Here is a 26,324-nt window from a genome sequence, read left to right on the forward strand (position 1 = left end):
GGGGGGTGACGACGCTGGGAGACACCACGGCCCGACGTCCGGACGGGGAGTACCGTGCCGGATTCGCCTGCTTCATCGGCCGCCCGAACGTGGGCAAGTCCACGCTGATGAACGCGCTGGTCGGCACCAAGGTGGCGATCACCAGCAGCCGTCCGCAGACCACCCGCCGGGCCATCCGCGGCATCGTGCACCGGCCCGGGGCGCAGCTCGTCGTGGTCGACACCCCCGGCCTGCACAAGCCCCGCACGCTGCTCGGCGAACGCCTCGACAGCCTCGTCCGCTCCACCCTGACCGAGGTGGACGTGATCGGGTTCTGCGTGCCCGCCGACCAGCCCGTCGGCCCCGGCGACCGGTACATCGCCCGCGAGCTGGCCGCCGTCCGGAAGACACCGGTCGTCGCGATCGTCACCAAGACCGACCTGGCCCCGCCCGAGCGGGTCGCCGAGCAGCTCCTCGCGGTCGGCGGGCTCGGCGCGTTCGCCGACATCGTGCCCTGCTCGGCCGAGACCGGCTTCCAGGTCGGGCTGGCCGGGGACCTGCTGATCGGCCACCTGCCCGAGGGCATGCCGCTCTACCCCGAGGGCGACCTCACCGACGAGCCCGAGCAGGTCCTCGTCGCCGAGCTGATCCGCGAGGCCGCGCTGGAGGGCGTCCGCGAGGAGCTGCCCCACTCGATCGCCGTCGTGGTCGACGAGATGGGCCCGCGCGAGGGCCGCGACGACCTCGTCGACGTCTACGCCCACCTGTTCGTCGAGCGCCCCAGCCAGAAGGGGATCATCATCGGCCACAAGGGCACCCGGCTCCGCGAGGTCGGCGCCGCCGCCCGCCGCCAGATCGAGGCGCTGCTTGGCACCAAGGTGTTCCTCGACCTGCGCGTCAGCGTCCTGAAGGACTGGCAGCGCGACCCCAAGCAGCTGCGCAGGCTGGGCTTCTACGACTGATCTTTCCGGAGCTCCGAAGCCTCGTCCCGCCGCGTTCCCGCCTCCTCACCTGAGGCGGAGCGCCGCTCCTCTTCCGGCCCGGCCTGTTCCTCCGCCCCGCCGCTGACGACCCCCTCCGGGGAAGCCTGCTGCGGAGGGGCCTCCCCGAAGAACGGTTCCGCGTGACCCTGCCCCGCGTAGGACGGCTCAGGAGAGGACTGCTCCGAATGGGCCTGCTCAGCGTAGGTCTGGTCTGTATAGGACTGCTCTGTATAGGACTGCTCTGCGTAGGACGGCTGGGCGTACGGGCCGTACCGCCGCGACGGCGCGAGGCGTTCGGTGAGGGGGCGGGCCAGGCTGACCGCGATCAGCAGCAGGCACGCGGCGACGGCCAGGTACCAGCCGTACCGGACGGAGATCTCGTAGCCGACGTCCAGGCCGTCCTCCGGCAGCGCGTCGCCGGGGAGGTCGTCGCGCACGCCGCTGAGGCGCAGGACGAAGACACCGCAGGTCAGGAGCGCCAGGACCGCCGGGACGGCCGCGAGGCCGCCGATCCGGGAGTCCCGCGCGATCAGGTCCCAGAACGCCAGCACGATCGCGATCACCGCCAGCACCGGCACCGCGACGACCAGGTCGTCGGCGTCGATGCCCGCGACGCTGCCAAGGTCGCGCGACAGCGGGCGGCCGAGCAGGTCGACGACCACCTGGGCCCGCGCCCACGGCAGGAACGCCGCGACCAGCAGCACACCCCCGATGATGATCATGATGAGGTCCCACAGGACGCCCCGCCGTCCCGCCGGCCGGGCGTCGGGCGCGTGGTCCACCGGATCCACGGGCGGGTCCTGCGGCGGGTAACCGTCGTCGGGCGGGAGGAAGGTCGGGCGCGACCGCGCGCCGTCCGCGTCGGAACCCAGGTCACCGGTCATGGACCCAGCGTAAGGGGAGGGCCCGCATTGCCCGGGTCGGCCACGGCGGAGCACGCGGGTCGGTAGTTTGGGGAGAGTCCGGTATGGGAGGAGAGGCCCGGTGTTGCTCGTTTTCGGCCTGACAGCGGTGTTCCGCACGGTCAGCGAGGGGACGTTCCACTGCCCGCACTGCGGTGGTGATCGTGCCTACCGGAGGCGGGCGGGGCGGCGCTGGTTCACCTTCTTCTTCGTCCCGCTGGTCCCGCTGTGGCGCCTCGGCCAGGCCGCCGAGTGCCGCACCTGCCGCCGCCGCTTCCCCGTCTCCGCGCTGCGGACGCCGACCGCGCAGCAGATGGCGGCGGCGCTGCCCGCCGGCATGCGCGCGGCCGCCACACTCGTCCTGCGCGCGGACGACCCGTCCGACGGCACCGCCCGCGCCCGCGCCGTCGAGACCGTCCTCGGCTACGGCGAACCCGTCTACGGCGACGCCGACATGGAGGCCGACCTCGGGCTCCGCCCCGAGTTCCTGGAGCGGGAGGTCGCCCAGGCGGGCTCCCACCTCGCGGTCGAGGCCAAGGAGTGGTTCCTCGCGCAGGCCGTGCGGATCGGCCTGGCGGACGGGCCGCTCGGCGACAGGGAACGCCGGATCCTGCACCGCATCGCCGAGCTGCTGGGCATGTCCCGCGCGTACGCGCTGGGCGTGATCGTGACCACCGAGGGGGCGGCACGGTGACGGGGAGCGCCGGGACGGCGCTCGTGCGCGATCCCGGGCCGCGCCTCGCCGACGGGATCGTCACCCACATCGGCCGCCGCCCGGTGGACACCGCGCTGGCGGCCCGCCAGCACGGCGACTACGTCGCGGCGCTCCGCGAAGCGGGCTGGCGCATCCGCTCCGTCGCGCCCGCCGACGCCCACCCCGACGCCGTGTTCGTCGAGGACGCCGTGGTCGTCTGCGGGGACCTCGCGGTCCTCGGCCGGTCCGGTGAGACGCGCCGCAGGGGCGAGGTCCGCGGCGCCGAGGAGGCGGTCCGCGAGCTGGGCCTGCGGATCGAGCGGATCAAGGCCCCCGGCACCCTCGACGGCGGCGACGTCCTGCGCGTCGGCGACACCGTCTACGTCGGGCGCGGCGCCCGCACCAACGAGGAGGGCATCTGCCAGCTCGCCCACCTGCTGGGCGGGCGGAAGGTCGTCCCCGTCGACACCAGCGGCTGCCTGCACCTGAAATCGGCGATCACCGCGCTGCCCGACGGCACGATCATCGGCGTCCCCGACCTGGTCGACACCTCCGTGCTGCCGTGCATGCGGGTCGTCCCGGAGCCGGCGGGCGCGCACGTGGTGGTCCTCGGGCCCGGGCACGTCCTGCTGTCGGAGTCCGCGCCGCGCACCGCGGGCCAGCTCGCCGCGGACGGGCTCCGCGTCACCCGCGTCGACATCAGCGAGTTCGAGGCCCTCGAAGGGTGCGTGACCTGCCTGTCCGTCCTCGTCCCCTGACCCGTGGCCCGGGAGCCTCGTGTGTCTCATCATGCGGGACGTCGTTACCGCAACGCGGAGGGGATCTGTTAACTTGGCAGACGTGTCGCGTGAGCTGCTCCTCCTTAGCGGCCGCAGCGGGGGCCTGTAACCGGTCGGCTCCCTCGCTGCGGGGCGTTGACGTGTCGGACGTCGGCCGCAGGATCAGAGCAGAGGGACCACCACAGATGTATCCGCGACAGCAGTCTTCTGGCATGCCCTTCGAACGCTACCGCCCGTTCGAACCGGTCCGGCTGACGGACCGCACCTGGCCCGACCGGGTCATCACCGAAGCCCCCCGCTGGTGCGCGGTCGACCTGCGCGACGGCAACCAGGCGCTGATCGACCCGATGGACTCCCACCGCAAGCTCAAGATGTTCGAGCTGCTGGTACGGATGGGCTACAAGGAGATCGAGGTCGGGTTCCCGGCGGCCAGCCAGACCGACTACGACTTCGTCCGGCAGATCATCGACGAGGGCCGCGTCCCCGACGACGTCGTGATCCAGGTGCTGACGCAGGCGCGGCCCGAGCTGATCGAACGGACCTTCGAGTCGGTGCGCGGCGCGAAACAGGCGATCGTCCACCTGTACAACTCGACCAGCACGCTGCAGCGCCGCGTCGTGTTCGGGCAGGACCGGGCCGGGATCACCGCGATCGCCGTCGAGGGCGCCAAGCTGTGCGCCAAGCTCGCCGAGGACATGGGCGACACCGAGATCTACTTCCAGTACTCGCCCGAGTCGTTCACCGGCACCGAGCTGGAGTACGCGGTGGAGGTCTGCAACGCCGTCAACGACGTGTGGAGGCCGACCCCGGACCGGAAGGTGATCGTCAACCTGCCGGCGACCGTCGAGATGGCCACCCCCAACGTGTACGCCGACCAGATCGAGTGGATGCACCGGAACCTGGCCTACCGCGACTCGGTGATCCTGTCCCTGCACCCGCACAACGACCGCGGCACGGCCGTCGCCGCCGCCGAGCTGGGCTACATGGCGGGCGCCGACCGCATCGAGGGCTGCCTGTTCGGCAACGGCGAGCGCACCGGGAACGTGTGCCTGGTCACCCTGGGCCTGAACCTGTTCACCCAGGGCGTCGACCCGCAGATCGGCTTCGCCGACATCGACGAGATCCGCCGGACGGTCGAGTACTGCAACCAGCTGCCCGTCCACGAGCGGCACCCCTACGGCGGCGACCTGGTCTACACCGCGTTCTCCGGCTCCCACCAGGACGCCATCAACAAGGGCTTCGACCACCTCAGGCGCGACGCGGAGGCCGCCGGGACGCCCGTGGACGACTACCGCTGGGAGGTCCCGTACCTGCCGATCGACCCGCACGACGTCGGCCGGACCTACGAGGCCGTCATCCGGGTCAACAGCCAGTCCGGCAAGGGCGGCGTCGCCTACATCATGAAGACCGAGCACGCCCTGGAGCTGCCGCGCCGCCTCCAGATCGAGTTCTCCCGGGTCGTCCAGGAGCACACCGACAGCGAGGGCGGCGAGGTCACCGCCGAGCGCATGTGGGAGATCTTCCAGGCCGAGTTCCTCAACAACGGCCCCCGCGTCGGCCTGCTCGCCCACCGCGCGACGTCCCGCGTGGACGAGAAGGACGCCCTGAGCTGCGACATCCGCGTGGACGGCGAGATCCGCGAGATCGAGGGCGTCGGCAACGGCCCGGTCTCCGCCTTCGAGGACGCCCTCACCTCCGTCGGCATCGGCGTCCGCGTCCTCGACTACGCCGAGCACGCCATGAGCGCCGGCGGCGACGCCCGCGCCGCCGCCTACGTCGAATGCGACGTCAACGGCACCACGGTCTGGGGCGTCGGCATCGACGGCAACATCGTCACCGCCTCCCTGAAGGCCATCCTCTCGGCCGTCAACCGCGTGAGCTGAGATCGCCGGGGGTGATCCCCCGGGTGGGGCGGCCCAGGTCGGGAGGGCCGCCCCGGTCAGCGGGCGTGGCCCAGGACGTGGTGCACCAGTTCGCGCAGGGGGCCGTTGAGCTGGGCCTCTCCCACGGTGGTGTGGACACCGTCGATGTCGATCTCGTACAGGAACTGGTCGGGGATCCGGCCGGGCGGCGGGACCCGGCCGAGATCGACCCGGGCGACGAGCCGGGCCAGCAGGGGATCGCGGGCGCTGTCGGACTCGGCCCGTTGCTCGATGCCGGCGAAGCCTCCGCTGCGGACGACCGTCACCTTCACTGCTGTTTCCGTTCCGGCCCACTCACGGTGAGACGCCTACCCCCGTCCACGCCTGGCGTACCGCGCCGGTTTCGGCGCCGTCCGCACCGTACAGGCGGGTCGCGGTCTCGAGGGTGGCGGCCGCGAAGCCCTTGAAGTCGGTGTCGGTCTCCAGGGTGCCACCGGTCAAGGTGTCGTACCAGATCCGGCCGGCCTTCTCCCAGGCGTTGCCGCCGATGGCGGTGGCCGCCAGGTAGAAGGCGTGGTTGGGGATGCCGGAGTTGACGTGGACGCCGCCGTTGTCGCGGTAGGTCTCGACGTAGTGGTCCATGTGGCCCGGCTGGGGGTCCTTGCCGAGCTGCGGGTCGTCGTAGGCGGTGCCGGGCTCCTTCATCGAGCGCAGCGCCACGCCGTTGACACCCTCGGCGAGCAGGCCGGCGCCGATGAGCCAGTCGGCCTGGTCGGCGCTCTGCCCGAGATGCCACTGCTTGATCAGCGAGCCGAACACGTCGGAGATCGACTCGTTGAGCGCGCCGGGCTGGCTGTAGTACTCCAGGTTGGCGGTGTACTGGGTGATGCCGTGGGTGAGCTCGTGGCCGGTGACGTCGAGGGGGCCGGTGAACTCAGTGAACAGGGTGCCGTCGCCATCCCCGTAGACCATCTGCTGGCCGTTCCAGAAGGCGTTGTCGTAGCTGTCGCCATAGTGGACGGTGGAGATCAGAGGGAGCCCGGCGCCGTCGATGGAGTTGCGGCGGTAGGCGGCCTCGAAGAAGTCGAACGTCGCGCCGAGCCAGTCGTAGTTCTGGTCGGCGACCTTGTCACCTGTGGCAGGCTCGCCCTCGGCGCGGACGGCCTCGCCGGGCAGCTCCTCGCGGTGCCCGGCGTCCCGGATCGTCCGGTTGGGAACGAAGTCCTCGTTGGGGGCGGGGGCTGTGACCTGCAGCGTCCGCCGCTCGGAGCGGTAGGCGGACGTGAGGGCCAGAGTGCGGCGGGCGCGGTCACGGAGGGCCGGGTCCCCGGCGTCACGGGCGATGCGTTCCAGCATGTGCGGCGGCACGATGTGGCATCTCATGTCTCAACGCTGCCACTTCGGAGTGATCCGGACCACGGTTTTCGGCCCGCCGATGCGGCCGCATCCGGTCACGATACGTGATGACTCCTGAGCACAGCGGGACGATCTGTGCGGCATGTGAAGATCCTGGGGAGATGCCCGGGCGGCATCGAGGCACGCGGCGGAGTACGCGAGAATGGGCAGGTGACCCTCTACCGCGACGAAGGCATCGTCCTGCGCACCCAGAAGCTGGGCGAGGCCGACCGCATCGTGACGGTGCTGACCCGCCGGACCGGACGGATCCGCGCCGCGGCGAAGGGGGTCCGCAAGACCAAGTCCCGATTCGGGGCGCGGCTGGAGCCGTTCACCCACGTGGACCTCCAGCTGTACGAGCGGCGCTCACTCGACCTGATCACCCAGGCGGAGACGCTCCGCCCCTACGGGGAGGCGCTGGTCTCCGACTACCCGCGCTACACCTCGGGCACCGCGATGCTGGAGACCGCCGAACGGCTCACCAGCGAGGAGGGCGAGCCCGCGCTGCGGCAGTTCCTGCTGCTTGTGGGCGGGCTGCGGACGCTGGTGGAGCGCGCCCACGACCCCCGGCTCGTCCTGGACGCCTACCTGCTGCGGTCGCTGTCGGTCGCCGGCTGGGCCCCGGCACTGGACGAGTGCTGCCGCTGCGGCAACCGCGGCGGGCTGCGCGGGTTCGCCATCGCGGCGGGCGGCGCGGTCTGCGCGGGCTGCCGCCAGCCCGGCGCCGCGACCCCGGCGCCGCCGACCTTCGCGCTGATGCTGGCGCTGCTGCGCGGCGACTGGGAGTACGCCGACGGCAGCGAGCCGCGCCACCGCGTCGAATGCAGCGGCCTCGTGGCCGCCTACCTCCAATGGCACCTGGAGCACGGGATCCGCTCCCTGCGCCATGTGGAGCGCGACAACGACGACGACACCAACAGGGAGAGAGTTTGAGAAGGGCCGTTTCGCCTCCGGAACCGCATCGGGACGGCGCGACGCCGCCCCCGATCCCCGCGGACCTGGTGCCGCGGCACGTCGCCATCGTCATGGACGGCAACGGCCGCTGGGCCAAGTCGCGGGGACTGCCGCGCACCGAGGGGCACAAACGCGGCGAGGACTCCCTCTTCGACGTGATCATGGGCGCCATCGAGCTCGGCGTCCCGTACCTGTCGGCGTACGCGTTCTCGACGGAGAACTGGAAGCGCTCGCCGGACGAGGTCCGCTTCCTCATGGGATTCAACCGGGACGTGATCCGCCGCCGCCGCGACCAGCTCCACTCGATGGGCGTCCGCGTCCGGTGGGCCGGGCGGCGGCCGAGGCTGTGGCGCAGCGTCATCAAAGAGCTGGAGACCGCCGAGGAGATGACGCGCGGCAACGACGTCCTCACCCTCCAGTTCTGCGTGAACTACGGAGGCCGCGCCGAGATCGCCGACGCGGCGGCAGCCATCGCCCGCGACGCCCGCGACGGCCGCCTCGACCCCGACAAGATCAACGAGAAGGTGTTCGCCCGCTACCTCGACGAACCCGGCATCCCGGACGTCGATCTCTTCCTGCGCTCCTCCGGGGAACAGCGCACGTCCAACTTCCTGCTCTGGCAGTCCGCGTACGCGGAGATGGTCTTCCTGGACACGCTGTGGCCCGACTTCGACCGCCGCCATTTCTGGCAGGCCTGCGAGCTCTACGCATCCCGCGACCGCCGCTACGGAGGGGCTGTTGTTTGATGCAGTTCCCTTGGCGTCAGGCGCTGGCGCGCCTTCCTTCGGCGGGAACTGCGGCGATCGCTGCATCGCTTCGAACTCGCCCTAGCGGGCTCGCTTCGCGATCAGGTTCTCGCTTCGCTCGAACCTGCCTTCGGACGCGATCGCAACGTTTCGCTTGTTGGTGGTGGGGGTTCACACATCGATCGCAGGCGTCCAGCGTGATCCCTCGGCGTCTTTGCTCGGCCGGGATTGTTGTGGTTGTGGACGTTGTGTGGTCATTTCGGGTGGTGGGTCCTGACGGCCCATTCTTCTGGCGGATGTGGCGGTGATCGCCGCATCGTCCGTTGAAGGAGGGCCGCCAGGCCCTACGGCGGGGGCGGGCCGGATCAGACCAGCGCCGCGTCCAAGGTGATGGTGGTGCCGGCCAGGGCCTGGCTCACCGGGCAGCCCTCCTTGGCGGCCTGGGCGGCCTTCTCGAAATCGGACGCGGACAGGCCGGGGACGGTCGCGCGGACGGTCAGGTGGATGCCGGTGATGCCCTCGCCCGGCTGGAAGGTGACCTCGGCCTTGGTGTCGACCTTCTCCGGGGGCGTCCCCGCGCCCGCGAGACCGTGGGAGAGGGCCATCGAGTAGCAGGTCGAATGGGCGGCGGCGATGAGCTCCTCGGGGCTCGTCCGGCCGCTCGGCTCCTCGGCGCGGGAGGCCCAGGTGACGTCGAACGTGCCGGTCTTCGAAGAGTCCAGGGAGACGGTGCCCTGGCCGCTGAGGAGCGGCCCTTCCCAGTGCGCGTTAGCGGTACGTGTCGTAGCCATGGCCACGATTCTTCCCCATCGCGCGGGTGGACGGATCACCGGCCGCCCGAACGCCCCACCCCCGGGTGGGGGAGCGGAGCCGTGTCGATCACGATGGCCGCCGTCCTGAGCGGGGGGCCGTCAGCGGGGGGCGCAGTCCGCGCACGTGCCGAAGACCTCGACGGTGTGCGTGATGTCCACGAAGCCGTGCTCGGCGCCGATCGTGTCGGCCCAGCGCTCCACGGCGGGGCCCTCGACCTCGACCGTCCGGCCGCAGCCGCGGCAGACGAGATGGTGGTGGTGCTGTTCGGTGCGGCAGGCCCGGTACACGGCTTCGCCCTCGTCGGTGCGCAGCACATCGACCTCACCGGAGTCGCTGAGCGCCTGGAGCGCCCGGTAGACCGTGGTGAGGCCGATCTTGGAACCGTCCGCGCGCAGGTCGGCGTAGATGTCCTGCGCGCTGCGGAAACCGTCGCAGCCTGCCAGCATCTCCCGCACCGCGTCCCGGCGCGCCGTCGTCATCCCCTCAGCACCTCCGCTTCGGCGTCCACTCCGGGCCTCACGGCAGGGATCCTCCCCCCTGCCATGGCCCGTGCACGTCTGCGCCGCACCAGAGTCCCCCCGGCGACGGCGGCGACGAACAGGACCAGCGCGAGCAGCACGATCGAGGGTCCCGGGGGAAGATCGTACTGGAAGGAGCCCGCCAGTCCCGATACGGCCGACAGTACACCGACTGCCATCGCCAGCAGCATCGTGCTCCGGAAACCCCGCGTGAGCTGCTGCGCCGCCGCGACCGGCACGATCATCAGCGCGCTGACCAGCAGCAGCCCGATCGCGCGCATCGCGATCACGACGGTGACGGCCGCGGTGACGGCGATCAGGACGCTGAGGAACCGGACCGGCAGGCCCGCCGCCCGCGCGACCTCCTCGTCCTGGCACAGCAGGAACAGCTCGCGGCCGAACAGCGCCACGATCCCCAGGACCACGACCGCCAGGCCGGCCACGACGTACAGGTCGCCGATCGACACGCTGCTGATCGACCCGAACAGGTAGGACTGCAGGCTCGTCCCGCCGCCCTGCGCGTTGGTCAGCAGGACACCGCCGGCGAGGCCGCCATAGAACAGCAGCGCCAGCGCCACGTCGGCGCCGCTGCGGCTGCGGGCCCGCAGGACCTCGATCGCCACCGCGCCCAGCACCGACACCACCAGCGCCCCGAGGACGGGCGAGGTGCTGGTGAGCAGCCCGATCCCGATGCCGGTCAGCGCGATGTGGCCGATGCCGTCGCCGAGCAGCGACAGCCGGCGCTGCACGATGAACGTGCCCACGGCCGGTGCGGTCAGCCCGATCAGCACCGCCATGACCAGCGCGATCCGCATGAAGTCGTACTGCAGCATCTCGATCATGCGCTGTGCCCCGTCCGGTCGGAGGTGGCCGCCCGGTGTCCGTTCCCGGCGGTCATGCCGTCTTCCTCTCGGCCGTGCCGAGCGGGGTCTCCCGGACGATGCGGCCGTGCTCAAGCTCGACGGTGCGGGTGATGAGCGGCTCCATCGGGCCGAGCTCGTGCGCCACGAGGACCACGGTCCGGCCTGCTGCGGCCAGGTCCCGCAGCGTCTCGGCGAGCGCCGCCTGGCTGCCGACGTCCACGCCCGCGGTCGGCTCGTCCATGACGAACACGTCCGGCTCGCCGGCCAGCGCGCGGGCGATCAGCACCCGCTGCTGCTGCCCGCCCGAGAGCAGGTGCGCCGAGTCGCGGGCCAGGCCGGTGAGGCCGGTCGCCTCCAGCGCGCGGTCGACGGCGGCGCGGTCCGCGGCGGAGCCCGGCCGCCAGCGGGACTGCCGGGCGACGCGCCCGGACGCGACGACCTCCCGGACGGTGGCGGGGACACCGCCGCCCATCGGCAGCCGCTGCGGCACGTACCCGACGCGTTTCCAGTCGCGGAACCGGGCGGGCGGCGCACCGTAGATCTCGGTCCGGCCCGCGGCGAGCGGGATCAGCCCCAGCAGTGCCTTGACCAGCGTGGACTTGCCGGCGCCGTTCGGCCCGAGGACCGCGAGCACATCGCCGGACCCCACCCGCAGGTCGACACCGGCGAGCACCGTGCGGCCGTCCCGCCGGACGAGCCCGCCGGACATCGCGAAAGGCGGCGCCGGCTCCGGCGCGGATTCCGGTGATGGTGCGGATGTCGTCATGAGCACTCCAGCGCGGGGCGCAGGGTCCGCAGGTTCTTCTGCATGATCGTCATGTAGTCGTCGGACGAGCCGTCCGCGACGCCCTCCACCGGGTCCAGGACGGCCGTCCGCACCCCCGCCTCCCGGGCGAGGGTCTGCCCGATCTTGGGGCTGACCAGCGTCTCGGTGAAGACCGTCGTCGCGCCCGCCGACTTGATCTGCCCGGTCAGCTCCGCCAGCCGCTTCGGCGAGGGCTCGTTGGTCGGGTCGACGCCCGCGATCGACACCTGCCGGAGGCCGTAGCGCTCGGACAGGTACCCGAAGGCGGCGTGCGCGGTGACGATCGACGTGTGCTTGCAGTTCTTCAGGCCGTCCCGGAACTGCCGGTCCAGCGCGCCCAGCTTCGCGGCGACGGCCTTGGCGCGTTCCTTGTAGGCGGAGGCGTGCGCGGAGTCCGCCTTGGCGAGCCGGTCGCCGAGCGCGGTCGCGATCACGGCCATGCGGTTCGGATCCAGCCAGACGTGCGGGTCGTAGCCGACCTCGGCGTGGCCGTGGTCGCCCTCGTGCTCCTCTTCCTCCTCGCCCCCGGCGGGCGGCGGGAGCGTCTTCACCACGCTCGCGGCGTCCAGCGACTTGTCCTTGGCGTGCTTGGCGACGGCCTCGTCCACCGCGGGCTGCACGCCTTTGACGTAGACGGCGAAGTCGGCCTTCCCGACGTCGGCGATCTGCCGGGGCGTGAGCTCCAGGTCGTGCGGCTCCGCGCCGGGCTTGGTGAGCGTGTGGACGGCGGTGTCGGCGCCGCCGATCTCCCGCGCCAGCCAGGCGACCGGGTAGAAGGACGCGACGACCTCCGCCTTGCCGGAACCGGCGTCGGCGCCACCGCAGGCGGTCAGCCCGGCGAGCCCGGTGAGGCCCGCGACGGCGAGGACGGCGGTCGTGGTGGACAGCGGGCGTGGAGCGGTGTTCCGGGAGGTCAGCACACCATAATTATGGATGAAGATGAAAATGATTGTCAAAACCGGCCAATGCCCCGTGCCAGGGCAAACCCGGTAAGGGCGAGCAGGGCCACCACACGCAACACCCGTCCCGGGACCTTCAGCGCGGGCCAGTTCAGGTAGGCGAACCAGCCCAGCGCGGCCGCGAGGACCAGCAGCCCGGCGGCCGCCACCCACCCCGTCCCGACCATCCCGATGACCAGCAGGACGAACACCACCGCCAGCAGCAGGCCGCGCGGCATCCGGTGCAGGTAGACCACCGGCGCGGCGCTCCAGCGCTCGACCGCCGCCCGCATCCCCGACGCCTGTGTCCTGTCAGCCTGTGTCCTGTCAGCCTGTGTCCCGTCCGCCGAGGTCCCCTTCGCCGGTGTCCCCTTCGCCGAAGGCCCCCGCCGTCCGTCTCGTGTGCTCACGCGCCCAAGGTACTGCCAGGATGGAGCGATGATCGCGATAACCCGGTACCGCGTGCCAGGTGAGGACGCCGACGGCTTCGCCGCGCGCATGACCTCGGTGCTCGGGGCGCTGTCGGCGAGCCCCGGCTTCCGCTCCGGACGGCTCGCCAGGACGGTGGACGACCCGGGCCTGTGGGCGCTCGTCACCGAGTGGGACGGCGCGGGCTACTACCGGCGTGCCCTTGGCGCCTACGAGGTGCGCCTGGAGTTCATGCCGCTGGCCGCGCTGGCGGTGGACGAGCCCGGCGCGTACGAGGTCGTCAGCTCCGCCTGATTGGCCCCGGCCCCCACCCTCGCCCCCGCGGGCCGATAAGCCCTCCTGCCCCCGGGTCACCCGGGTCACCCGCGTCTGTCCTGCCTGCATGTGTCCTGCCTGCATTCGGATTGCTTGTGGCTGGTACGTCCGGATCCGGCCCGTCCGGGTCCGGCCGGTCCAGATAAGGGCAACCGCTGGGCAAGAAGGCGCCGGGCCCGGTTTCGTCCCACCCGGCCATGGTCATCTTTGCCGCATCACGATCATGCCGCGCCGCGCGGGGGACAGGACCGCGGGTCGGCCGGGGTGTTCTTCGGGGGAGATGTGATGCGCCATGCCGTCCTGCTCAGCGGAGTCCTCGGAGTGGCGGCCGTCGCTCCCCTCGTCGCCGGCCTCTGGCCGGCCGCCACGGGGGCCCCGGCAGACGAGGCCGCCGCGCTGACCCGCGCCGTCGGCGAAGACGGGGGCGATGCCCGGGTCGTCCGGTACCGGGGGGTGCGCGTGCCCGTTCCGGAGGGCTGGACGGTCCACCGGCTCGACCGCGACCCGACCCGCTGCGTCCGCTACGACCGGCACGCCGTCTACCTCGGCCACCCCGGCCCCCAGCCCGACTGCCCCGCCCGCGTCGTCGGCCGCACGGAAGCCCTCCACGTCGCGCCGCTGGGCGACGGCAGGGCATCGCGCAAGGCGGTGAAGGGCGACAAACTCGCCTCCGTCACCGTCCGGCCGACGACGGACCACGAGACGACGCTCACGCTGCCCGAGGCCGGGGTCAGCATCACGGGCGTGTACGGGACGGATCCGGCGCGGCTCCAGCGGGTGCTCCGCGGCGCCCGCCTGACCGCAACCTGGCCGAAAGACGCAACACAGCCCGAACAGCCCGCACAGCCCGAACAGCCCGCACAGCCCGAAGAGCCCGAACAGCCCGCACAACCCGGGCAGCCCGCACAGCCCGAACAACCCGAACAGCAGAGCCGGCAGCACCAGCCGTCCCCGGGCGTGTCCCCGCCTCGGCCGGACGCCCGTCCAGGGGCGGGCCCGGGTCCGACCACCGACCCGGACGAGCCGTCCATCAACCTGCCGTCCCTCATCGACCCCGATGACGCACCGGAGGTCCCCGACGGAATCGACGAGGAGGTGGAAGGGGCGTGGGTCTCGGGCAGGGGCTTCGACACCTGCACGGCACCGGCGCTCGCGTCCATGAGGGCATGGCGGCCCTCGTTCAAGGTCACCAACATCTACATAGGCGGCGCGGCGCGCGGCTGCGCGCAACCCAACCTGACCAGGGGGTGGGTGAGGGAGGTGCGCCGCATGGGCTACCGCATCACGCCCACCTACGTCGGCCTCCAGGCGCCTTGCGGCGAGCGCACACAGCGTTTCACCGCGGGGAACGCCGCGGTCGAGGGCGGCAGGGCCGCCGTGGACGCCGCACGCCGGGCCGACGCGCTCGGAATCCCGCGCCACCGGCCGATCTACTTCGACATGGAGGCCTACACCGCCAGGACCGGATCCTGCAGGAACGCGGTGCTGAGGTTCGTCGACGCGTGGGTCCGGGGGCTGCGAGCCGAGGACTACAAGCCGTGCCTGTACAGCAGCGTCCGCTCCGGCATCCGCGACGTGGGCCGGGCGGACGGGATCAGCAAACCCGCCTGCATCTGGTTCGCCAACTGGGACGGCCGTGCCCGCATCTACGGCGACCCGCACCTGCCGGACTCCTTGTGGGCCCCGCACCGGCGGATCAAGCAGTACCGCGGCGGCCACAGGGAACGGCACGGCGGCGTGACGATCAACATCGACAGCAACATCGCCGACGGCCTCGTCTACTGACCCGGCGACGTGCCTTAAGCTGGGGAATGCTCGGGGCGCCGGACGACCGCGCCCCGCGGCTGCATCGCGGCGCCGGAGTGCCGCGATGCGTCATCACCGGGGATCGCACTCGCCGCCGCCCGCCGCTCTGGCGGGGACCGGGGGCGCAATCACTGTCCCGCCGACCGCCAGCCGGATGGAGAATATTCATGGCACGCCGTTCCGATGTGCTGGACACGATCGTCAACCTCGCCAAGCGCCGGGGCCTGGTCTACCCGTCGAGCGAGATCTACGGCGGGCTCCGCGCCTCCTGGGACTACGGCCCGCTCGGAGTCGAGCTGAAGAACAACGTGAAGCGCCAGTGGTGGAAGTCCATGGTGCAGGGCCGCGACGACGTGGTCGGCCTCGACTCGTGCGTGATCCTCGCGCGGGAGGTCTGGGAGGCCAGCGGCCACGTCCAGGCGTTCGTCGACCCCCTGACCGAATGCCAGTCGTGTCACAAGCGCTTCCGGGCCGACCACCTGGAGGAGGCGTACGAGGAGAAGCACGGCCGCCCGCCGGCGAACGGCCTCGCCGACATCTCCTGCCCCAACTGCGGTGTCAAGGGCTCCTTCACCGAGCCGAAGATGTTCAACGGCCTGCTCAAGACCTACCTCGGCCCCGTCGAGGACGAGTCGGGCCTGGCCTACCTGCGCCCCGAGACGGCACAGGGCATCTTCATCAACTACCTGAACGTCCAGCAGTCCGCGCGCCGCAAGGTGCCGTTCGGCATCGGGCAGATCGGCAAGTCGTTCCGCAACGAGATCACGCCCGGCAACTTCATCTTCCGGACCCGCGAGTTCGAGCAGATGGAGATGGAGTTCTTCGTCAAGCCCGGCAGTGACGAGGAATGGCACCAGTACTGGATCGACGAGCGCCTCCAGTGGTACGTCGACCTCGGCATCCGCAAGGAGAACCTGCGGCTGTACGAGCACCCCGCCGAGAAGCTGTCCCACTACTCCAAGCGCACCGTGGACGTGGAGTACCGCTTCGACTTCGTCGGCAGCGAATGGGGCGAGCTCGAGGGCGTCGCCAACCGCACCGACTACGACCTGTCGACCCACTCCAAGGCGTCCGGCACCGACCTGTCGTTCTTCGACCAGGAGTCGGGGGAGCGCTTCACCCCGTACGTGATCGAGCCCGCCGCCGGCGTCGACCGCTGCACCCTCACGTTCATGATGGACGCCTACGCCGAGGACGAGGCGCCCAACGCCAAGGGCAAGCTGGAGAAGCGCACCGTCATGCGGCTGGACCGCAGGCTCGCCCCCGTCAAGGTCGCGGTGCTGCCGCTGTCGCGCAACACCGACCTGTCCCCGAAGGCCCGCGACCTGGCCGCCCGGCTGCGCCGCAACTGGAACGTCGACTTCGACGACGCCGGGGCCATCGGCCGCCGCTACCGCCGCCAGGACGAGATCGGCACGCCGTTCTGCGTCACCGTCGATTTCGACACCCTGGAGGACGACGCGGTGACCGTCCGCGAGCGCGACTCGATGAGCCAGGAGCGCATCTCGATCGGCCAGGTCGAGTCCTTCCTGGCCGCCCAGCTCGTCGGCTGCTGACCGCACCACGCACACCCAAGGCGGGCCGCCCCTGAGGGGACGGCCCGCCTTCCGTCTACGAGACCCCTGTCCACGAAACTCTCGCCTACGAGACCCGGCCGACGGACGGGACGTCCCCGGCACCGGGCCAGGCGCCGACACGCCACAGACTGGGCTAGGTTGGCCGAACAGGCACCCTCGCCTGCCAGGCGGGTGCACGCAGAAGCGACGACCACCGACAGCGACGACCACCGACCGGTCGACGGGAGGGCTCCGCGTGTCCGGCAAGCACGACCGAGGCCGCCCCCCGACGCCCACCCGGCGCCTGACCCGGCTGCTGGTCGCCGCACTCGGATTGACCGCCTACCTAGCAGCACCCACGCCCGCCCTAACGCCCCCCACTGCGTTCACAGCCGCGCCCGCTGCCGCGTCCACCAACGCCCCCGCCGCTTCGCCTGCCGCGGCGCCCGCCGCTGTGTCCAAGGCTGCGCCCGCCGCTGCGGCGCCCGCCAACGCGTCTGCCGCTGCGTCTGCTGGCGCGAGCGTTCCGGTGTCGGCGGGCGTGGGGGTCGGCGTGCGGGGCGGGACGGCCCAGAACGCGTCGTCCGGGAGCCGGGGGTCCACTCCCCGCCTCGACACCCGCGATCACACCGCCGCCGTCCTGGCCGCCGCGGCACGCCACATCGCTGGGGCACCCGCACAGATCCCGTACGCGACGCCGCCGGAGCCCGGTGGCCCCGCCGCGCCGCAGTTCCTCCGAATCGCCCGCCCGGTCGCCGCCCCCATACCGCCTGCCCTCGCGCCCCGGGGTGTGCCGCGCGGGCGCGCCCCGCCCCTTTCCACGCGGATCTGACGTTCCTGTCCGCGGTGCCGCACTGCCCTGAGGCGGCGGCGCCGGATTTCCGTGTGGAGGTTCCCCTTGTCTCGCGCCACCGTGGTGCGGGCGGTACTGGCGTTCGCCGTGCTCGCCGCATCGCTGTACTTCGCCCTGTCCGAACCCGCCCGCCTCGGCCTTGACCTGCGCGGCGGCACCCAGATCGTCCTTGAGACCCAGGACTCGCCCGCAGTGAAGGCCGGACGGGAGTCCACGGACCGGGCGCGCGAGGTGCTGCGCCACCGGGTCGACGCGCTGGGCGTCGCCGAGGCGTCGATCACCCGGTCCGGGGATCGCCGGCTGATCGTCGAGCTGCCCGACGTCCAGGATCCCGCCCGGGCCGCCGCGCTGCTCGGCAAGACCGCCCAGCTCACCGCCCACCCCGTCAGACCTCCCGGGAGCGCCCCCGGCGGCGCCTCCGCGGACAGGACGATCCCGGACGAGTCAGGCCGCCCCCTCACGATCGGCCCCGCCGCTCTTACCGGGGACGGCATCGGCTCGGCGTCCGCCTCCTACGATCCTCAGGGGCTCGGCGGCTGGACCGTCGACATCCGCTTCAGGGGCGACGGCGGCGCGATCTGGGAGCGGCTCACCGCCAAGGCCGCGTGCGCCGCCGGGGACGAGCGGCGTATCGCGATCGTCCTGGACGGCAAGGTGATCTCCTCACCGCAGGTCACCACCGGCGTGGCCTGCGGGGTCGGCATCACGGGCGGATCCACGCAGATCACCGGGGACTTCGGTCCCAAGGAGGCCAAGGACCTCGCCGCGCTGGTGGAGGGCGGCTCCCTGCCGGTGCCGGTGAAGCTCATCGAGCAGCGGGTGGTGGGGCCGACGCTCGGCGAGGCCGCGATCGAGGCGAGCGCGCGTGCCGCCGTCATCGGCGTGCTGCTGACCGGCCTGTTCATCGTCGCCGTGTACCGGCTGGCGGGGCTCCTGGCCACCGTGGCGCTCGCCGGGTACGCCCTCATCTCCTACGGCGCGCTCGTCGCGGTCGGCGCGACGCTGACCCTGCCCGGCCTCGCCGGGTTCGTGCTGGCGGTCGGGATGGCGATCGACGCGAACGTGCTGGCCTTCGAGCGCGCCAGGGAGGAGCGCGCCGCGGCGCCGGGACGGGGCCCGAGGGCGGCGCTGGCCGCCGGGTTCACGAAGGCGTGGTCGGCCGTCGCGGACTCCGCCGTCACGACGCTGCTGGCGGGCGGGCTGCTGTTCTTCCTGGCGTCCGGCCCGGTCAGGGGCTTCGGCGTCACTCTGACGATCGGCGTCCTCGGCTCGCTCGTCTCGGCGATGCTGATCAGCCGTGTCCTCACCGACACCGCCCTCGCGCGCCTGCCCCGGCTGGGCCGGTCGAGGGCGGGCGGGCTCGGGACGCCCGGCCGGATCCGACGGTGGCTGGAGGAACACGAACCCGACCTGATGAGGCGGCGCCGGCTGTGGCTCGGCGTCTCGGCCCTCGCGGTCGTCCTCGCGGTGGCGGGCATCGCCTCCCGCGGCCTCGACTACGGCGTGGAGTTCACCGGCGGGCGGCTCGTCGAGTACTCCACGGCCCGCCCCGTGGACATCGACACCGCCCGCTCCGCCGTCGCCGGTGCCGGGTTCCCGCGTGCCGTCGTCCAGGCGTCGGGGGAGAACGGCATCTCCGTCCGGACGTCCGCCATCGGCGACGCCGAGGCGAGGCGCGTCCAGGACGCGCTCGCGGCGAAGGGCGGCGGCGCGGTGAAGCAGCGCGACGAGCTGATCGGCCCGAGCCTCGGCGGTGAGCTGCGCACCAAGGCGATGGTCGCGCTCGGCGTGGCCCTCGCCGTGCAGCTCGCCTACCTCACGATCAGGTTCCGCTGGACGTTCGGCGCCGGCGCCGTCCTCGCCATGCTCCACGACGTCCTCGTGGTCACCGGGGTCTTCGCGTGGCTGGACAAGCCGATCGACGGGGTGTTCCTCGCGGCGCTGCTCACCGTCATCGGTTACTCGGTGAACGACTCGGTCGTGGTCTTCGACCGGATCCGGGAATTGCGGCGCGCGCGGCCCCGGACGCCGTTCGCGCGCGTCGCAAACTTGGGCGCGTTGCAGACCGTCCCCCGTACCGTCAACACCGGGATGGGCGCCGTGTTCATCCTCGCGGCGCTGGCGGTGCTCGGCGGTGACTCCCTCACCGACTTCGCCATCGCCCTCCTGGTCGGCATCGGCGTCGGGACGTACTCCAGCGTCTTCACCGCGACACCGCTGGCGATCGTCTTCGAGCGGTTCTCCCCGGCCCCGCCGCCTGACGCGCCACCGGTCCCGGAACCGACGCGGCGACGCGCAGGCCGCGCGCCGGGAGACTCCGGCGCCGTCGTCTGACGGCCCCCGCTGACACCGGTCCCGGCAAGAGGGGCCCGGCAAGAGGGGCCCGGTGTCAGCGGGGCAGGATCGACCGTCTCATCGGAGCCCTCACGCTCTCGGCGAGGCAGGCGATCTTCCGGTGGCCGTCGTCCCAGTCGTCCTTGAGCGGATAGACGAAGGAGTAGTCCTCCGGGCCCCTCCGCCCCTTGAAGATCGTCTTCCTGCTCTTTGCGCATGCGATGCCGGCCTTCCTTTCGACCGCCTTGCGCCCGGGGAACGGCTCGGCGGGCAGGACGTGGACGGCGAAGATCTGCACCCAGTGCGGCGTGGTGCAGGCGACCCTGCGCTGGACCGAGGACGCGTTGTTCCACTTCCCGAAGCAGTCGCCGGGAACTAGCTCCGCGAGGGTGCGGGTGCTGCCGTCGACCGTCGCGGACAACGGCGTCGTGAGCATGCCGGGACCGGTGTAGCGCAGGATGCACAGGACCTCCCGGTCCCCGTCGCGCCACGCCCGCTTGTCCGGCTGGAGCGAGTACAGCTCCAGGTCGTCGGAGTGGCGGCTCTTCCGCACCCACGTCAGCCGCTTGTGGCAGGCGTCGGTCGCCTGACGGAGGGTCTCCCGCTCGCCGGGGTACGGACCGTCCACGAGCCGGGTCTTGGCGGCGACCTCACCGTCGTGGGGGCGGCGGCACGGCAGCGCCGTGACGAGGCGGTCACCGGTGCTCCCGCTGAATCCGGTGAAGCAGTCGCCGACCCGCAGCGTCGCAATGAACACCTTGCCGCTGCCGCGGATGTGACCGGCGTCGTCGCGGTCCGGCGAGAACAGCGAGCCGATGGCCAGGACCACGGCGAGCGACCAGGCCACGAGCCACAGGGCGGATGCGGCGAGGCCGCCCACCGCCATCCCCTTGCCCGCCTCCCCGCGCCGCGCGATCTGCACGAGCGCCGCGACGCCGAACCCGACCGCGAACGGCACGAGCCCGGTGAGCCCCGTGACCAGCGTGACGATCGCGAGCCTGTTCTTCCGCGGCAGGAGGTCCGGCGGAGGCCCGTCAAACGGTGAGGACGGCACCGGCGGACGCGACGCCGCCTCCCCGCCGGGACGACCCCGCGGCGTGAGCGGCGGCGCCGCCATGGACGGTGGCGTCGCCAAAGGAAGGTGCGCGGCCGGAGGCGATGACGCCCCGCCGTAGGATGACGCGGCCATGGGCGGCGGCGTCGCCAGGGGAGTAGGCGCTTCCAGGGAAGGCGGTGTCATTGGAGGAGTAGGCGCTGCCAAAGGAGGAGGCGTCGCGAAGGGAGTAGGCGCTGCCAGGGGAGGTGCCGCCGGAGGAGAAGGCGTCGCCGGAGGAGAAGGCGTGGCAGGGGGAGAAGACGCTGCAGGGGGAGAAGACGCTGCCGGGGGAGGGGGCGTCGGCGGGGGAGGGGGCTCGGCCATGGAGGCTGACCCGGCCGTGGGCGGGAGCGGGTGCGGGAGCGGGAGGGCCCAGCCCGGTGCGGGCTCGGGCTTCTCCAGGGGCTTCTCCGGGGGGTCGTCGTCCACTGTGCTGGTGCCTTCAGGTACGGATTGGCGGGGGGAGGAGCGGCGCACTCAGGCGCCTGCCGTTGTGAGCGGACAGGTGGCAGGGTGGTGTGCTCACCCCGGGGACGCTATTGAGGGCCCCCGACAAAAGCCGCAAGATACGCAAAGTTCGTAGTCAAGTTGTGATCATGGGAACGTGACAGTTCTGCCCCGTGACTGCCCGGTTCCCCACGGCCCGGCCTGACGGCTCTGCCGGGCTCCGTGGCCGGGACGCCCCGGCCACGGGACCTTCGCCGCGTCCTCGCGGTCGCGGGTTCAGGCCAGCGGCGGCTGGTCCTCGTCGCTTTCCGCCATGATCACCTGCATGACCGCGTTGATCAGTGCCAGGTGCGTGAACGCCTGCGGGAAGTTGCCGAGGTGCCGGCCGGTGTGCGGGTCGATCTCCTCGGCGTACAGCTGCAGCGGGCTCGCGTACGACAGCAGCTTCTCGCACAGCGCCCGCGCCCGCTCCAGCTCACCGATCATCACCAGGGTGCTGACCAGCCAGAACGAGCAGATCGTGAAGGTGCCCTCCTCCGACTCGAACCCGTCGTCGGTCTCCGTCGCCCGGTAGCGCAGGACGAGGTCGTCCTCCGACAGCTCGTCGGCGATGGCGAGAACGGTCTCGCGCACCCGCTTGTCGTCGGCGGGCAGGAAGCCGAGCATCGGGATCAGCAGAGCCGACGCGTCCAGGGCCGTCGCGCCGTAGTGCGCGGTGAACACGCCCCGCTCGTCGAGGGCGTTCGCCATCACGTCCGCGTGGATCTCGTCCGCCGCGGCCTGCCAGCGCAGCGCCCGCTCCTGGTCGCCGCGGACCCGGGCGAGACGCGCGCCGCGGTCGGCCGCCACCCAGCAGAAGATCTTGGACGAGGTGAAGTGCTGCGGCTCCCCGCGCACCTCCCACATGCCGCAGTCGGGCGTCCGCCAGTTGGCGAGGGCGTCCTCGACCTGCTTGACGACGATCTTCCAGAGCCGGTCGTCGAGCCGGTCCCGCTTGCGCACGAACAGGTAGATGGACCCGATGATCGCGCCCCACACGTCGTGCTGGGCCTGCATGTACGCCTCGTTGCCGATGCGCACCGGGCGGGCGTTGTCGTAGCCGGACAAGTGCTCCAGCGTGGACTCGGGCAGCTCCTCCCGCCCGTCCAGCCCGTACATGATCTGCAGTTTTCCCTCGGCGGCCTCGGCCACGTCGGTGATGAAGTAGAAGAAGTCGTTGGCCTCCCAGTCGTATCCGAGGGTGTAGAAGGCCCACAGCGCCATCGTGGAGTCGCGGATCCAGGTGTAGCGGTAGTCCCAGTTCCGGTCGCCGCCCGGCGTCTCCGGCAGTGACGTCGTCGCCGCGGCCGCCACCGCCCCCGACGGCGCGAACGTCAGACCCTTCAGGGTCAGGGCGCTGCGCTGCAGGTGGCTGCGCCACGGGTGGTCGGGGAACCGGCCGCGGTCCAGCCAGTGCTGCCAGTGGTGGACGGTCCAGACGAGCCGTTCCTGCGCCTCCTCGTAGCTGGACGGCGCCTGGTGCTCGCTCCACGACAGCGCGACGAACCGCGCCTCGCCCTGCTTCAGCAGCGTCCTGGACGTGGCGAGCGACCCCTCGAACCCGACGTTCATGTCGGTGGTGAGGCGCAGCCCGATGCCGTTCCCGCGCGCGACGGCCTCGTGGTAGCCGGCGCCGGTGTGCTCCCACCGCGCGGGCGTCTGGCCGTAGTCGAACACCGGCATGCAGTCGAGCCTGACCTGGACCTGCCCGTTCACGCACCGGACCATCCGCAGCAGGACGTGGTCGGCGTCATAGTCCGTCGGCGCCCTGCGATGGGTGTGGGACCGTTCGGTCTCGTGGTGCCAGGGCCCCATGAGCAGGGCGTCGGTCACGACGAGCCAGCCGCCGTGCACCCACCACGTGGTCTCCATCACCATCGTCCCGGGGATGTAGCGCTGCGCCGCGGGCACCTCCACGCCCGCCGGGCCGACCCTGAAGTACCCGGCGTCCCGGTCCAGGATCGAGCCGAACACACTGGGCGAGTCCATCCGCGGCAGGCACATCCACTCGATGTTGCCGCTGGGGGCGACCAGCGCGGTCGTCTCGCAGTCGGACAGGAACCCGAAATCGGCGATGGGGGCGAACGGATCTCCCGCCCGGCCGCCGGCGACCTTCGGCCTCACAACCTCACCTCCCTGAACCATCATTCCCTCTCTCGCTCGGTGGGTACGTCATGGCGGGCGGAGTGTCCTCCGCCCCTCCGGCGCGACGGGGACGCCGGACTGGATTAGACCACTATCCCGGCTCTGAGCTGGGCAGACGCTCTGATGGCGACCGGGCGCCGAGCAATACTCGGCGGCGCGGGTACAGTCCGGGCAAACAGGGCAGCGAACCCGCCGCCGCCTGGGAAAACGCGACGCCGCGCGTTCCCGGCCGCGCGGGTCCGGCACTGCCGCTGGGTGGAACCGGAGCGAGAAGGAGCTCCCCGTGCCGAAGTTCGTGTACGACTTCACTGAGGGAAACAAGGACCTCAAGGATCTGCTGGGCGGCAAAGGCGCCAACCTGGCCGAGATGACCAACCTCGGCCTGCCCGTGCCCCCGGGGTTCACGATCACCACGGAGGCATGCCGGCACTATCTCGAACACGGGAACCCGCCCGGGGGACTGGCGGAGGAGGTGGACCGGCACCTCGCCGCGCTGGAGGCCCAGATGGGCAAGCGGCTCGGGCAGAGCGACGACCCGCTGCTGGTCAGCGTCCGCTCCGGCGCCAAGTTCAGCATGCCGGGGATGATGGAGACCGTCCTCAACGTCGGCCTGAACGACGAGTCCGTCCACGGCCTCGCCGAGCAGTCGGGCGACGAGCGTTTCGCGTGGGACTCCTACCGGCGGCTCATCCAGATGTTCGGCAAGACCGTCCTCGGCATCGACGGGGACCTCTTCGAGGACGCCGTCGAGGCGGCGAAGGACGCCCGCGGCACCAAGGACGACGCCGACCTGCGCGCCGAGGACTACCGCGGCCTCGTCGAGCGGTTCAAGGCCATCGTCCGCGAGCAGGCGGGACGGGACTTCCCCTCCGACCCGCGCGAGCAGATGGACCTCGCCGTCCGGGCCGTCTTCGACTCCTGGAACGCCGACCGCGCCATCCTGTACCGCCGCCAGGAACGCATCCCCGTCGACCTCGGCACCGCCGTGAACATCTGCTCGATGGTCTTCGGCAACCTCGGCGCCGACTCCGGGACGGGGGTCGCCTTCACCCGCGACCCGGCGTCCGGGCAGCAGGGCGTCTACGGCGACTACCTCCAGAACGCGCAGGGCGAGGACGTCGTGGCCGGCATCCGCAACACGGTGCCGCTGACCGAGCTGGAGCGGATCGACAAGGACTCCTACGACCGTCTCCTTGAGATCATGGAGACGCTGGAGAACCACTACCGCGACATGTGCGACATCGAGTTCACGATCGAGCGCGGCAAGCTGTGGATGCTCCAGACCCGGGTCGGCAAGCGGACGGCCGCCGCCGCGTTCCGCATCGCCTGCCAGCTCCTCGACCAGGATCTCATCGACGTGGACGAGGCGGCCCGCCGCGTCACCGGCGACCAGCTCGCCCAGCTCATGTTCCCGCGCTTCGCCGCGGGCGACCAGGGCTCGGACGCCGTCAAGAAGCTGGTCAGGGGCATGAACGCCTCGCCCGGCGCGGCCGTCGGTAAGGCGGTGTTCACCACCGAACGGGCCGTGGAGCTGGCCGGGCGCGGCGAGGACGTCATCCTCGTCCGGCGCGAGACCAACCCCGACGACCTCGCCGGGATGGTCGCCGCCAAGGGCGTCCTGACGTCCCGCGGCGGGAAGACCTCGCACGCCGCCGTCGTCGCCCGCGGCATGGGCAAGACGTGCGTGTGCGGTGCGGAGGACCTGGACGTCGACGTCAAGGGCGGGCGTTTCACCGCCCCCGGCGGCATCACCGTGAAGGAGGGCGACGTCATCTCCATCGACGGCTCGTCCGGCGACGTCTACCTCGGCGAGGTACCCGTCGAGGACTCGCCCGTCGTCCGCTACTTCGAGGGCGGGCTGGCCGCCGACGGCGGCGACGAGCTGGTCGCGGCCGTCGACCGGATCATGCGGCACGCCGACGGGCGCGCCGCGCTGGACGTCCGCGCCAACGCCGACAACCCCGAGGACGCCGCGCGGGCCCGCCGCTTCGGCGCCGCCGGGATCGGGCTGTGCCGCACCGAGCACATGTTCCTCGGCGACCGCCGGCGCCTCGTCGAGGAGCTGATCCTCGCCGAGGACGCCGGCCAGCGGCAGACCGCCCTGGACGCCCTCGAACCGCTGCAGAAGCAGGACTTCGAGGGGATCTTCGAGGCCATGGACGGGCTGCCGGTCACCATCCGGCTCATCGACCCGCCGCTGCACGAGTTCCTCCCCGACATCACCGAGCTGTCGGTCAAGGTGGGCCTCGCCGGCGACGGCGCGGACCCGCAGGACCGGAGACTGCTCGACGCAGTCACCCGACTGCACGAGCAGAACCCTATGTTGGGACTGCGCGGCGTGCGGCTCGGTTTGGTGATTCCCGGGCTCTTCTCGATGCAGGTTCGCGCGATCGCCGAGGCGGCCGCCGCGCGGCGCCGCGCGGGCGGCGACCCGCGCCCGGAGATCATGATCCCGCTCGTGGGCGCCGTCCAGGAGCTGGAGGCCGTCCGGGACGAGGCGCGCGGCATCCTGGACGAGGTCAAGGACGCCACTGGCGTAGACGTGCCCGCGCTGATCGGCACCATGATCGAGCTACCGCGGGCCGCGCTGACCGCCCGGCAGATCGCCGAGGCCGCCGAGTTCTTCTCCTTCGGGACGAACGACCTCACCCAGACCACCTGGGGCTTCTCCCGCGACGACGTCGAGGCGGCGTTCTTCTCCCGCTACCTGGAGCTCGGGATCTTCGGGGTGTCCCCGTTCGAGACCCTCGACCGGGACGGCGTCGGGCGGCTCGTCCGCATCGCCGCCGAGGAGGGGCGCAAGGCCCGTCCGGGCATCAAGCTCGGCATCTGCGGCGAGCACGGCGGCGACCCCGACTCGGTGCACTTCTGCCACGAGGTCGGCCTCGACTACGTGTCGTGCTCCCCGTTCCGCATCCCGGTCGCCCGCCTGGAGGCCGGCCGCGCCGCGATCGAGGCGGCACGCGCGGAGGGCGGCGCGGCCGGGGGGAGCGACAGCCGCTGAACGCCTGGTCCCCGCCACGGAGCATGCGGAAAGTGGCGGGGACAACACGCCGGACTTGTGAACTTCGCG

General features: G+C 71.9%; 22 protein-coding genes. 11 read left to right on the plus strand and 11 right to left on the minus strand.

Going from position 1 to position 26,324, the window contains the following annotated elements; genetic code table 11:
- Nucleotides 1-5: 5 nt before the first annotated feature.
- The gene (gene era / locus AGRA3207_RS32745; RefSeq protein WP_231330983.1) at nucleotides 6-941 is read left to right on the plus strand and encodes a GTPase Era; all 936 of its coding nucleotides are present in this window, start codon (nucleotides 6-8) and stop codon (nucleotides 939-941) included.
- Here era and AGRA3207_RS32750 read toward each other — a convergent pair.
- A complete protein-coding gene (locus AGRA3207_RS32750) occupies nucleotides 932-1,846 on the minus strand; it encodes a hypothetical protein (protein ID WP_231330984.1) in 915 nt (304 codons plus the stop codon). The two genes, era and AGRA3207_RS32750, sit on opposite strands and share 10 nt — an antisense overlap.
- Before the next feature lie 100 nt (nucleotides 1,847-1,946).
- On the opposite strand from AGRA3207_RS32750, the gene AGRA3207_RS32755 reads away from it, so the two are divergent.
- The 3 genes from AGRA3207_RS32755 (at nucleotide 1,947) to leuA (ending at nucleotide 5,220) form a co-directional block, all read left to right on the plus strand.
- Complete coding sequence (locus tag AGRA3207_RS32755) at nucleotides 1,947-2,558, plus strand: TerB family tellurite resistance protein (protein WP_231330985.1); 612 nt, start codon at nucleotides 1,947-1,949, stop codon at nucleotides 2,556-2,558.
- Nucleotides 2,555-3,316 carry a dimethylargininase gene (ddaH, locus tag AGRA3207_RS32760; protein WP_231330986.1) on the plus strand — a complete coding sequence of 254 codons (762 nt, stop codon included), beginning with the start codon at nucleotides 2,555-2,557 and terminating at the stop codon, nucleotides 3,314-3,316. Before AGRA3207_RS32755 ends, ddaH begins: the two co-directional genes overlap by 4 nt.
- 206 nt (nucleotides 3,317-3,522) lie before the next feature.
- Nucleotides 3,523-5,220: a 2-isopropylmalate synthase gene (gene leuA / locus AGRA3207_RS32765; RefSeq protein WP_231330987.1), complete on the plus strand. Its 1,698-nt coding sequence runs from the start codon at nucleotides 3,523-3,525 to the stop codon at nucleotides 5,218-5,220.
- Nucleotides 5,221-5,276: 56 nt separating this feature from the next.
- Here leuA and AGRA3207_RS32770 read toward each other — a convergent pair whose 3' ends face one another.
- A complete protein-coding gene (locus AGRA3207_RS32770; protein ID WP_231330988.1) occupies nucleotides 5,277-5,531 on the minus strand; it encodes a protealysin inhibitor emfourin in 255 nt (84 codons plus the stop codon).
- A 22-nt stretch (nucleotides 5,532-5,553) separates the two neighbouring features.
- Nucleotides 5,554-6,582 carry a M4 family metallopeptidase gene (locus tag AGRA3207_RS32775; RefSeq protein WP_231330989.1) on the minus strand — a complete coding sequence of 343 codons (1,029 nt, stop codon included), beginning with the start codon at nucleotides 6,580-6,582 and terminating at the stop codon, nucleotides 5,554-5,556.
- A 183-nt stretch (nucleotides 6,583-6,765) separates the two neighbouring features.
- On the opposite strand from AGRA3207_RS32775, the gene recO reads away from it, so the two are divergent.
- Both recO and AGRA3207_RS32785 read left to right on the plus strand, forming a co-directional pair.
- Complete coding sequence (recO, locus tag AGRA3207_RS32780; RefSeq protein ID WP_231330990.1) at nucleotides 6,766-7,527, plus strand: DNA repair protein RecO; 762 nt, start codon at nucleotides 6,766-6,768, stop codon at nucleotides 7,525-7,527.
- Complete coding sequence (locus AGRA3207_RS32785; protein ID WP_231330991.1) at nucleotides 7,524-8,294, plus strand: isoprenyl transferase; 771 nt, start codon at nucleotides 7,524-7,526, stop codon at nucleotides 8,292-8,294. Before recO ends, AGRA3207_RS32785 begins: the two co-directional genes overlap by 4 nt.
- Before the next feature lie 365 nt (nucleotides 8,295-8,659).
- On the opposite strand, the gene AGRA3207_RS32790 is transcribed toward AGRA3207_RS32785, so the two are convergent.
- The 6 genes from AGRA3207_RS32790 to AGRA3207_RS32815 form a co-directional block, all read right to left on the minus strand.
- On the minus strand, nucleotides 8,660-9,085 hold the full coding sequence (locus AGRA3207_RS32790) for an OsmC family protein (protein ID WP_231330992.1): 426 nt from the start codon (nucleotides 9,083-9,085) through the stop codon (nucleotides 8,660-8,662).
- A 120-nt stretch (nucleotides 9,086-9,205) separates the two neighbouring features.
- Nucleotides 9,206-9,586 (minus strand): Fur family transcriptional regulator, encoded by a 381-nt coding sequence (locus AGRA3207_RS32795; RefSeq protein ID WP_231330993.1) that lies wholly within the window; start codon nucleotides 9,584-9,586, stop codon nucleotides 9,206-9,208.
- A complete protein-coding gene (locus AGRA3207_RS32800; protein ID WP_231330994.1) occupies nucleotides 9,583-10,467 on the minus strand; it encodes a metal ABC transporter permease in 885 nt (294 codons plus the stop codon). Before AGRA3207_RS32800 ends, AGRA3207_RS32795 begins: the two co-directional genes overlap by 4 nt.
- 52 nt (nucleotides 10,468-10,519) lie before the next feature.
- On the minus strand, nucleotides 10,520-11,254 hold the full coding sequence (locus AGRA3207_RS32805) for a metal ABC transporter ATP-binding protein (RefSeq protein ID WP_420830819.1): 735 nt from the start codon (nucleotides 11,252-11,254) through the stop codon (nucleotides 10,520-10,522).
- A complete protein-coding gene (locus tag AGRA3207_RS32810; protein WP_231330995.1) occupies nucleotides 11,251-12,213 on the minus strand; it encodes a metal ABC transporter substrate-binding protein in 963 nt (320 codons plus the stop codon). The genes AGRA3207_RS32805 and AGRA3207_RS32810 overlap by 4 nt, the downstream gene beginning before the upstream one ends.
- A gap of 32 nt (nucleotides 12,214-12,245) precedes the next feature.
- A complete protein-coding gene (locus AGRA3207_RS32815) occupies nucleotides 12,246-12,641 on the minus strand; it encodes a DUF6703 family protein (protein ID WP_231330996.1) in 396 nt (131 codons plus the stop codon).
- Nucleotides 12,642-12,669: 28 nt separating this feature from the next.
- On the opposite strand from AGRA3207_RS32815, the gene AGRA3207_RS32820 reads away from it, so the two are divergent.
- The 4 genes from AGRA3207_RS32820 to secD all read left to right on the plus strand — a co-directional run bounded on the left by AGRA3207_RS32820 (nucleotide 12,670) and on the right by secD (nucleotide 19,524).
- Nucleotides 12,670-12,954, plus strand: coding sequence for an antibiotic biosynthesis monooxygenase family protein (locus AGRA3207_RS32820; RefSeq protein WP_231330997.1), 285 nt, complete (start codon nucleotides 12,670-12,672; stop codon nucleotides 12,952-12,954).
- Nucleotides 12,955-13,260: 306 nt separating this feature from the next.
- On the plus strand, nucleotides 13,261-14,760 hold the full coding sequence (locus tag AGRA3207_RS32825; RefSeq protein ID WP_231330998.1) for a DUF1906 domain-containing protein: 1,500 nt from the start codon (nucleotides 13,261-13,263) through the stop codon (nucleotides 14,758-14,760).
- Nucleotides 14,761-14,948: 188 nt separating this feature from the next.
- On the plus strand, nucleotides 14,949-16,337 hold the full coding sequence (locus tag AGRA3207_RS32830) for a glycine--tRNA ligase (RefSeq protein WP_231330999.1): 1,389 nt from the start codon (nucleotides 14,949-14,951) through the stop codon (nucleotides 16,335-16,337).
- Between the two features lie 898 nt (nucleotides 16,338-17,235).
- Nucleotides 17,236-19,524 carry a protein translocase subunit SecD gene (secD, locus tag AGRA3207_RS32835; protein WP_231331000.1) on the plus strand — a complete coding sequence of 763 codons (2,289 nt, stop codon included), beginning with the start codon at nucleotides 17,236-17,238 and terminating at the stop codon, nucleotides 19,522-19,524.
- Nucleotides 19,525-19,579: 55 nt separating this feature from the next.
- On the opposite strand, the gene AGRA3207_RS32840 is transcribed toward secD, so the two are convergent.
- Both AGRA3207_RS32840 and AGRA3207_RS32850 read right to left on the minus strand, forming a co-directional pair.
- Nucleotides 19,580-20,578, minus strand: a complete 999-nt coding sequence (locus AGRA3207_RS32840) for a DUF4190 domain-containing protein (RefSeq protein WP_231336472.1) — start codon at nucleotides 20,576-20,578, stop codon at nucleotides 19,580-19,582.
- 765 nt (nucleotides 20,579-21,343) lie between these two features.
- The gene (locus tag AGRA3207_RS32850; protein ID WP_231331001.1) at nucleotides 21,344-23,230 is read right to left on the minus strand and encodes a glycoside hydrolase family 15 protein; all 1,887 of its coding nucleotides are present in this window, start codon (nucleotides 23,228-23,230) and stop codon (nucleotides 21,344-21,346) included.
- Between the two features lie 304 nt (nucleotides 23,231-23,534).
- Here AGRA3207_RS32850 and ppdK point away from each other — a divergent pair, with 304 nt between their 5' ends.
- Nucleotides 23,535-26,255: a pyruvate, phosphate dikinase gene (gene ppdK, locus AGRA3207_RS32855; RefSeq protein WP_231331002.1), complete on the plus strand. Its 2,721-nt coding sequence runs from the start codon at nucleotides 23,535-23,537 to the stop codon at nucleotides 26,253-26,255.
- Nucleotides 26,256-26,324: the final 69 nt, after the last annotated feature.

The organism is Actinomadura graeca (assembly GCF_019175365.1).
Lineage (GTDB): Bacteria > Actinomycetota > Actinomycetes > Streptosporangiales > Streptosporangiaceae > Spirillospora > Spirillospora graeca.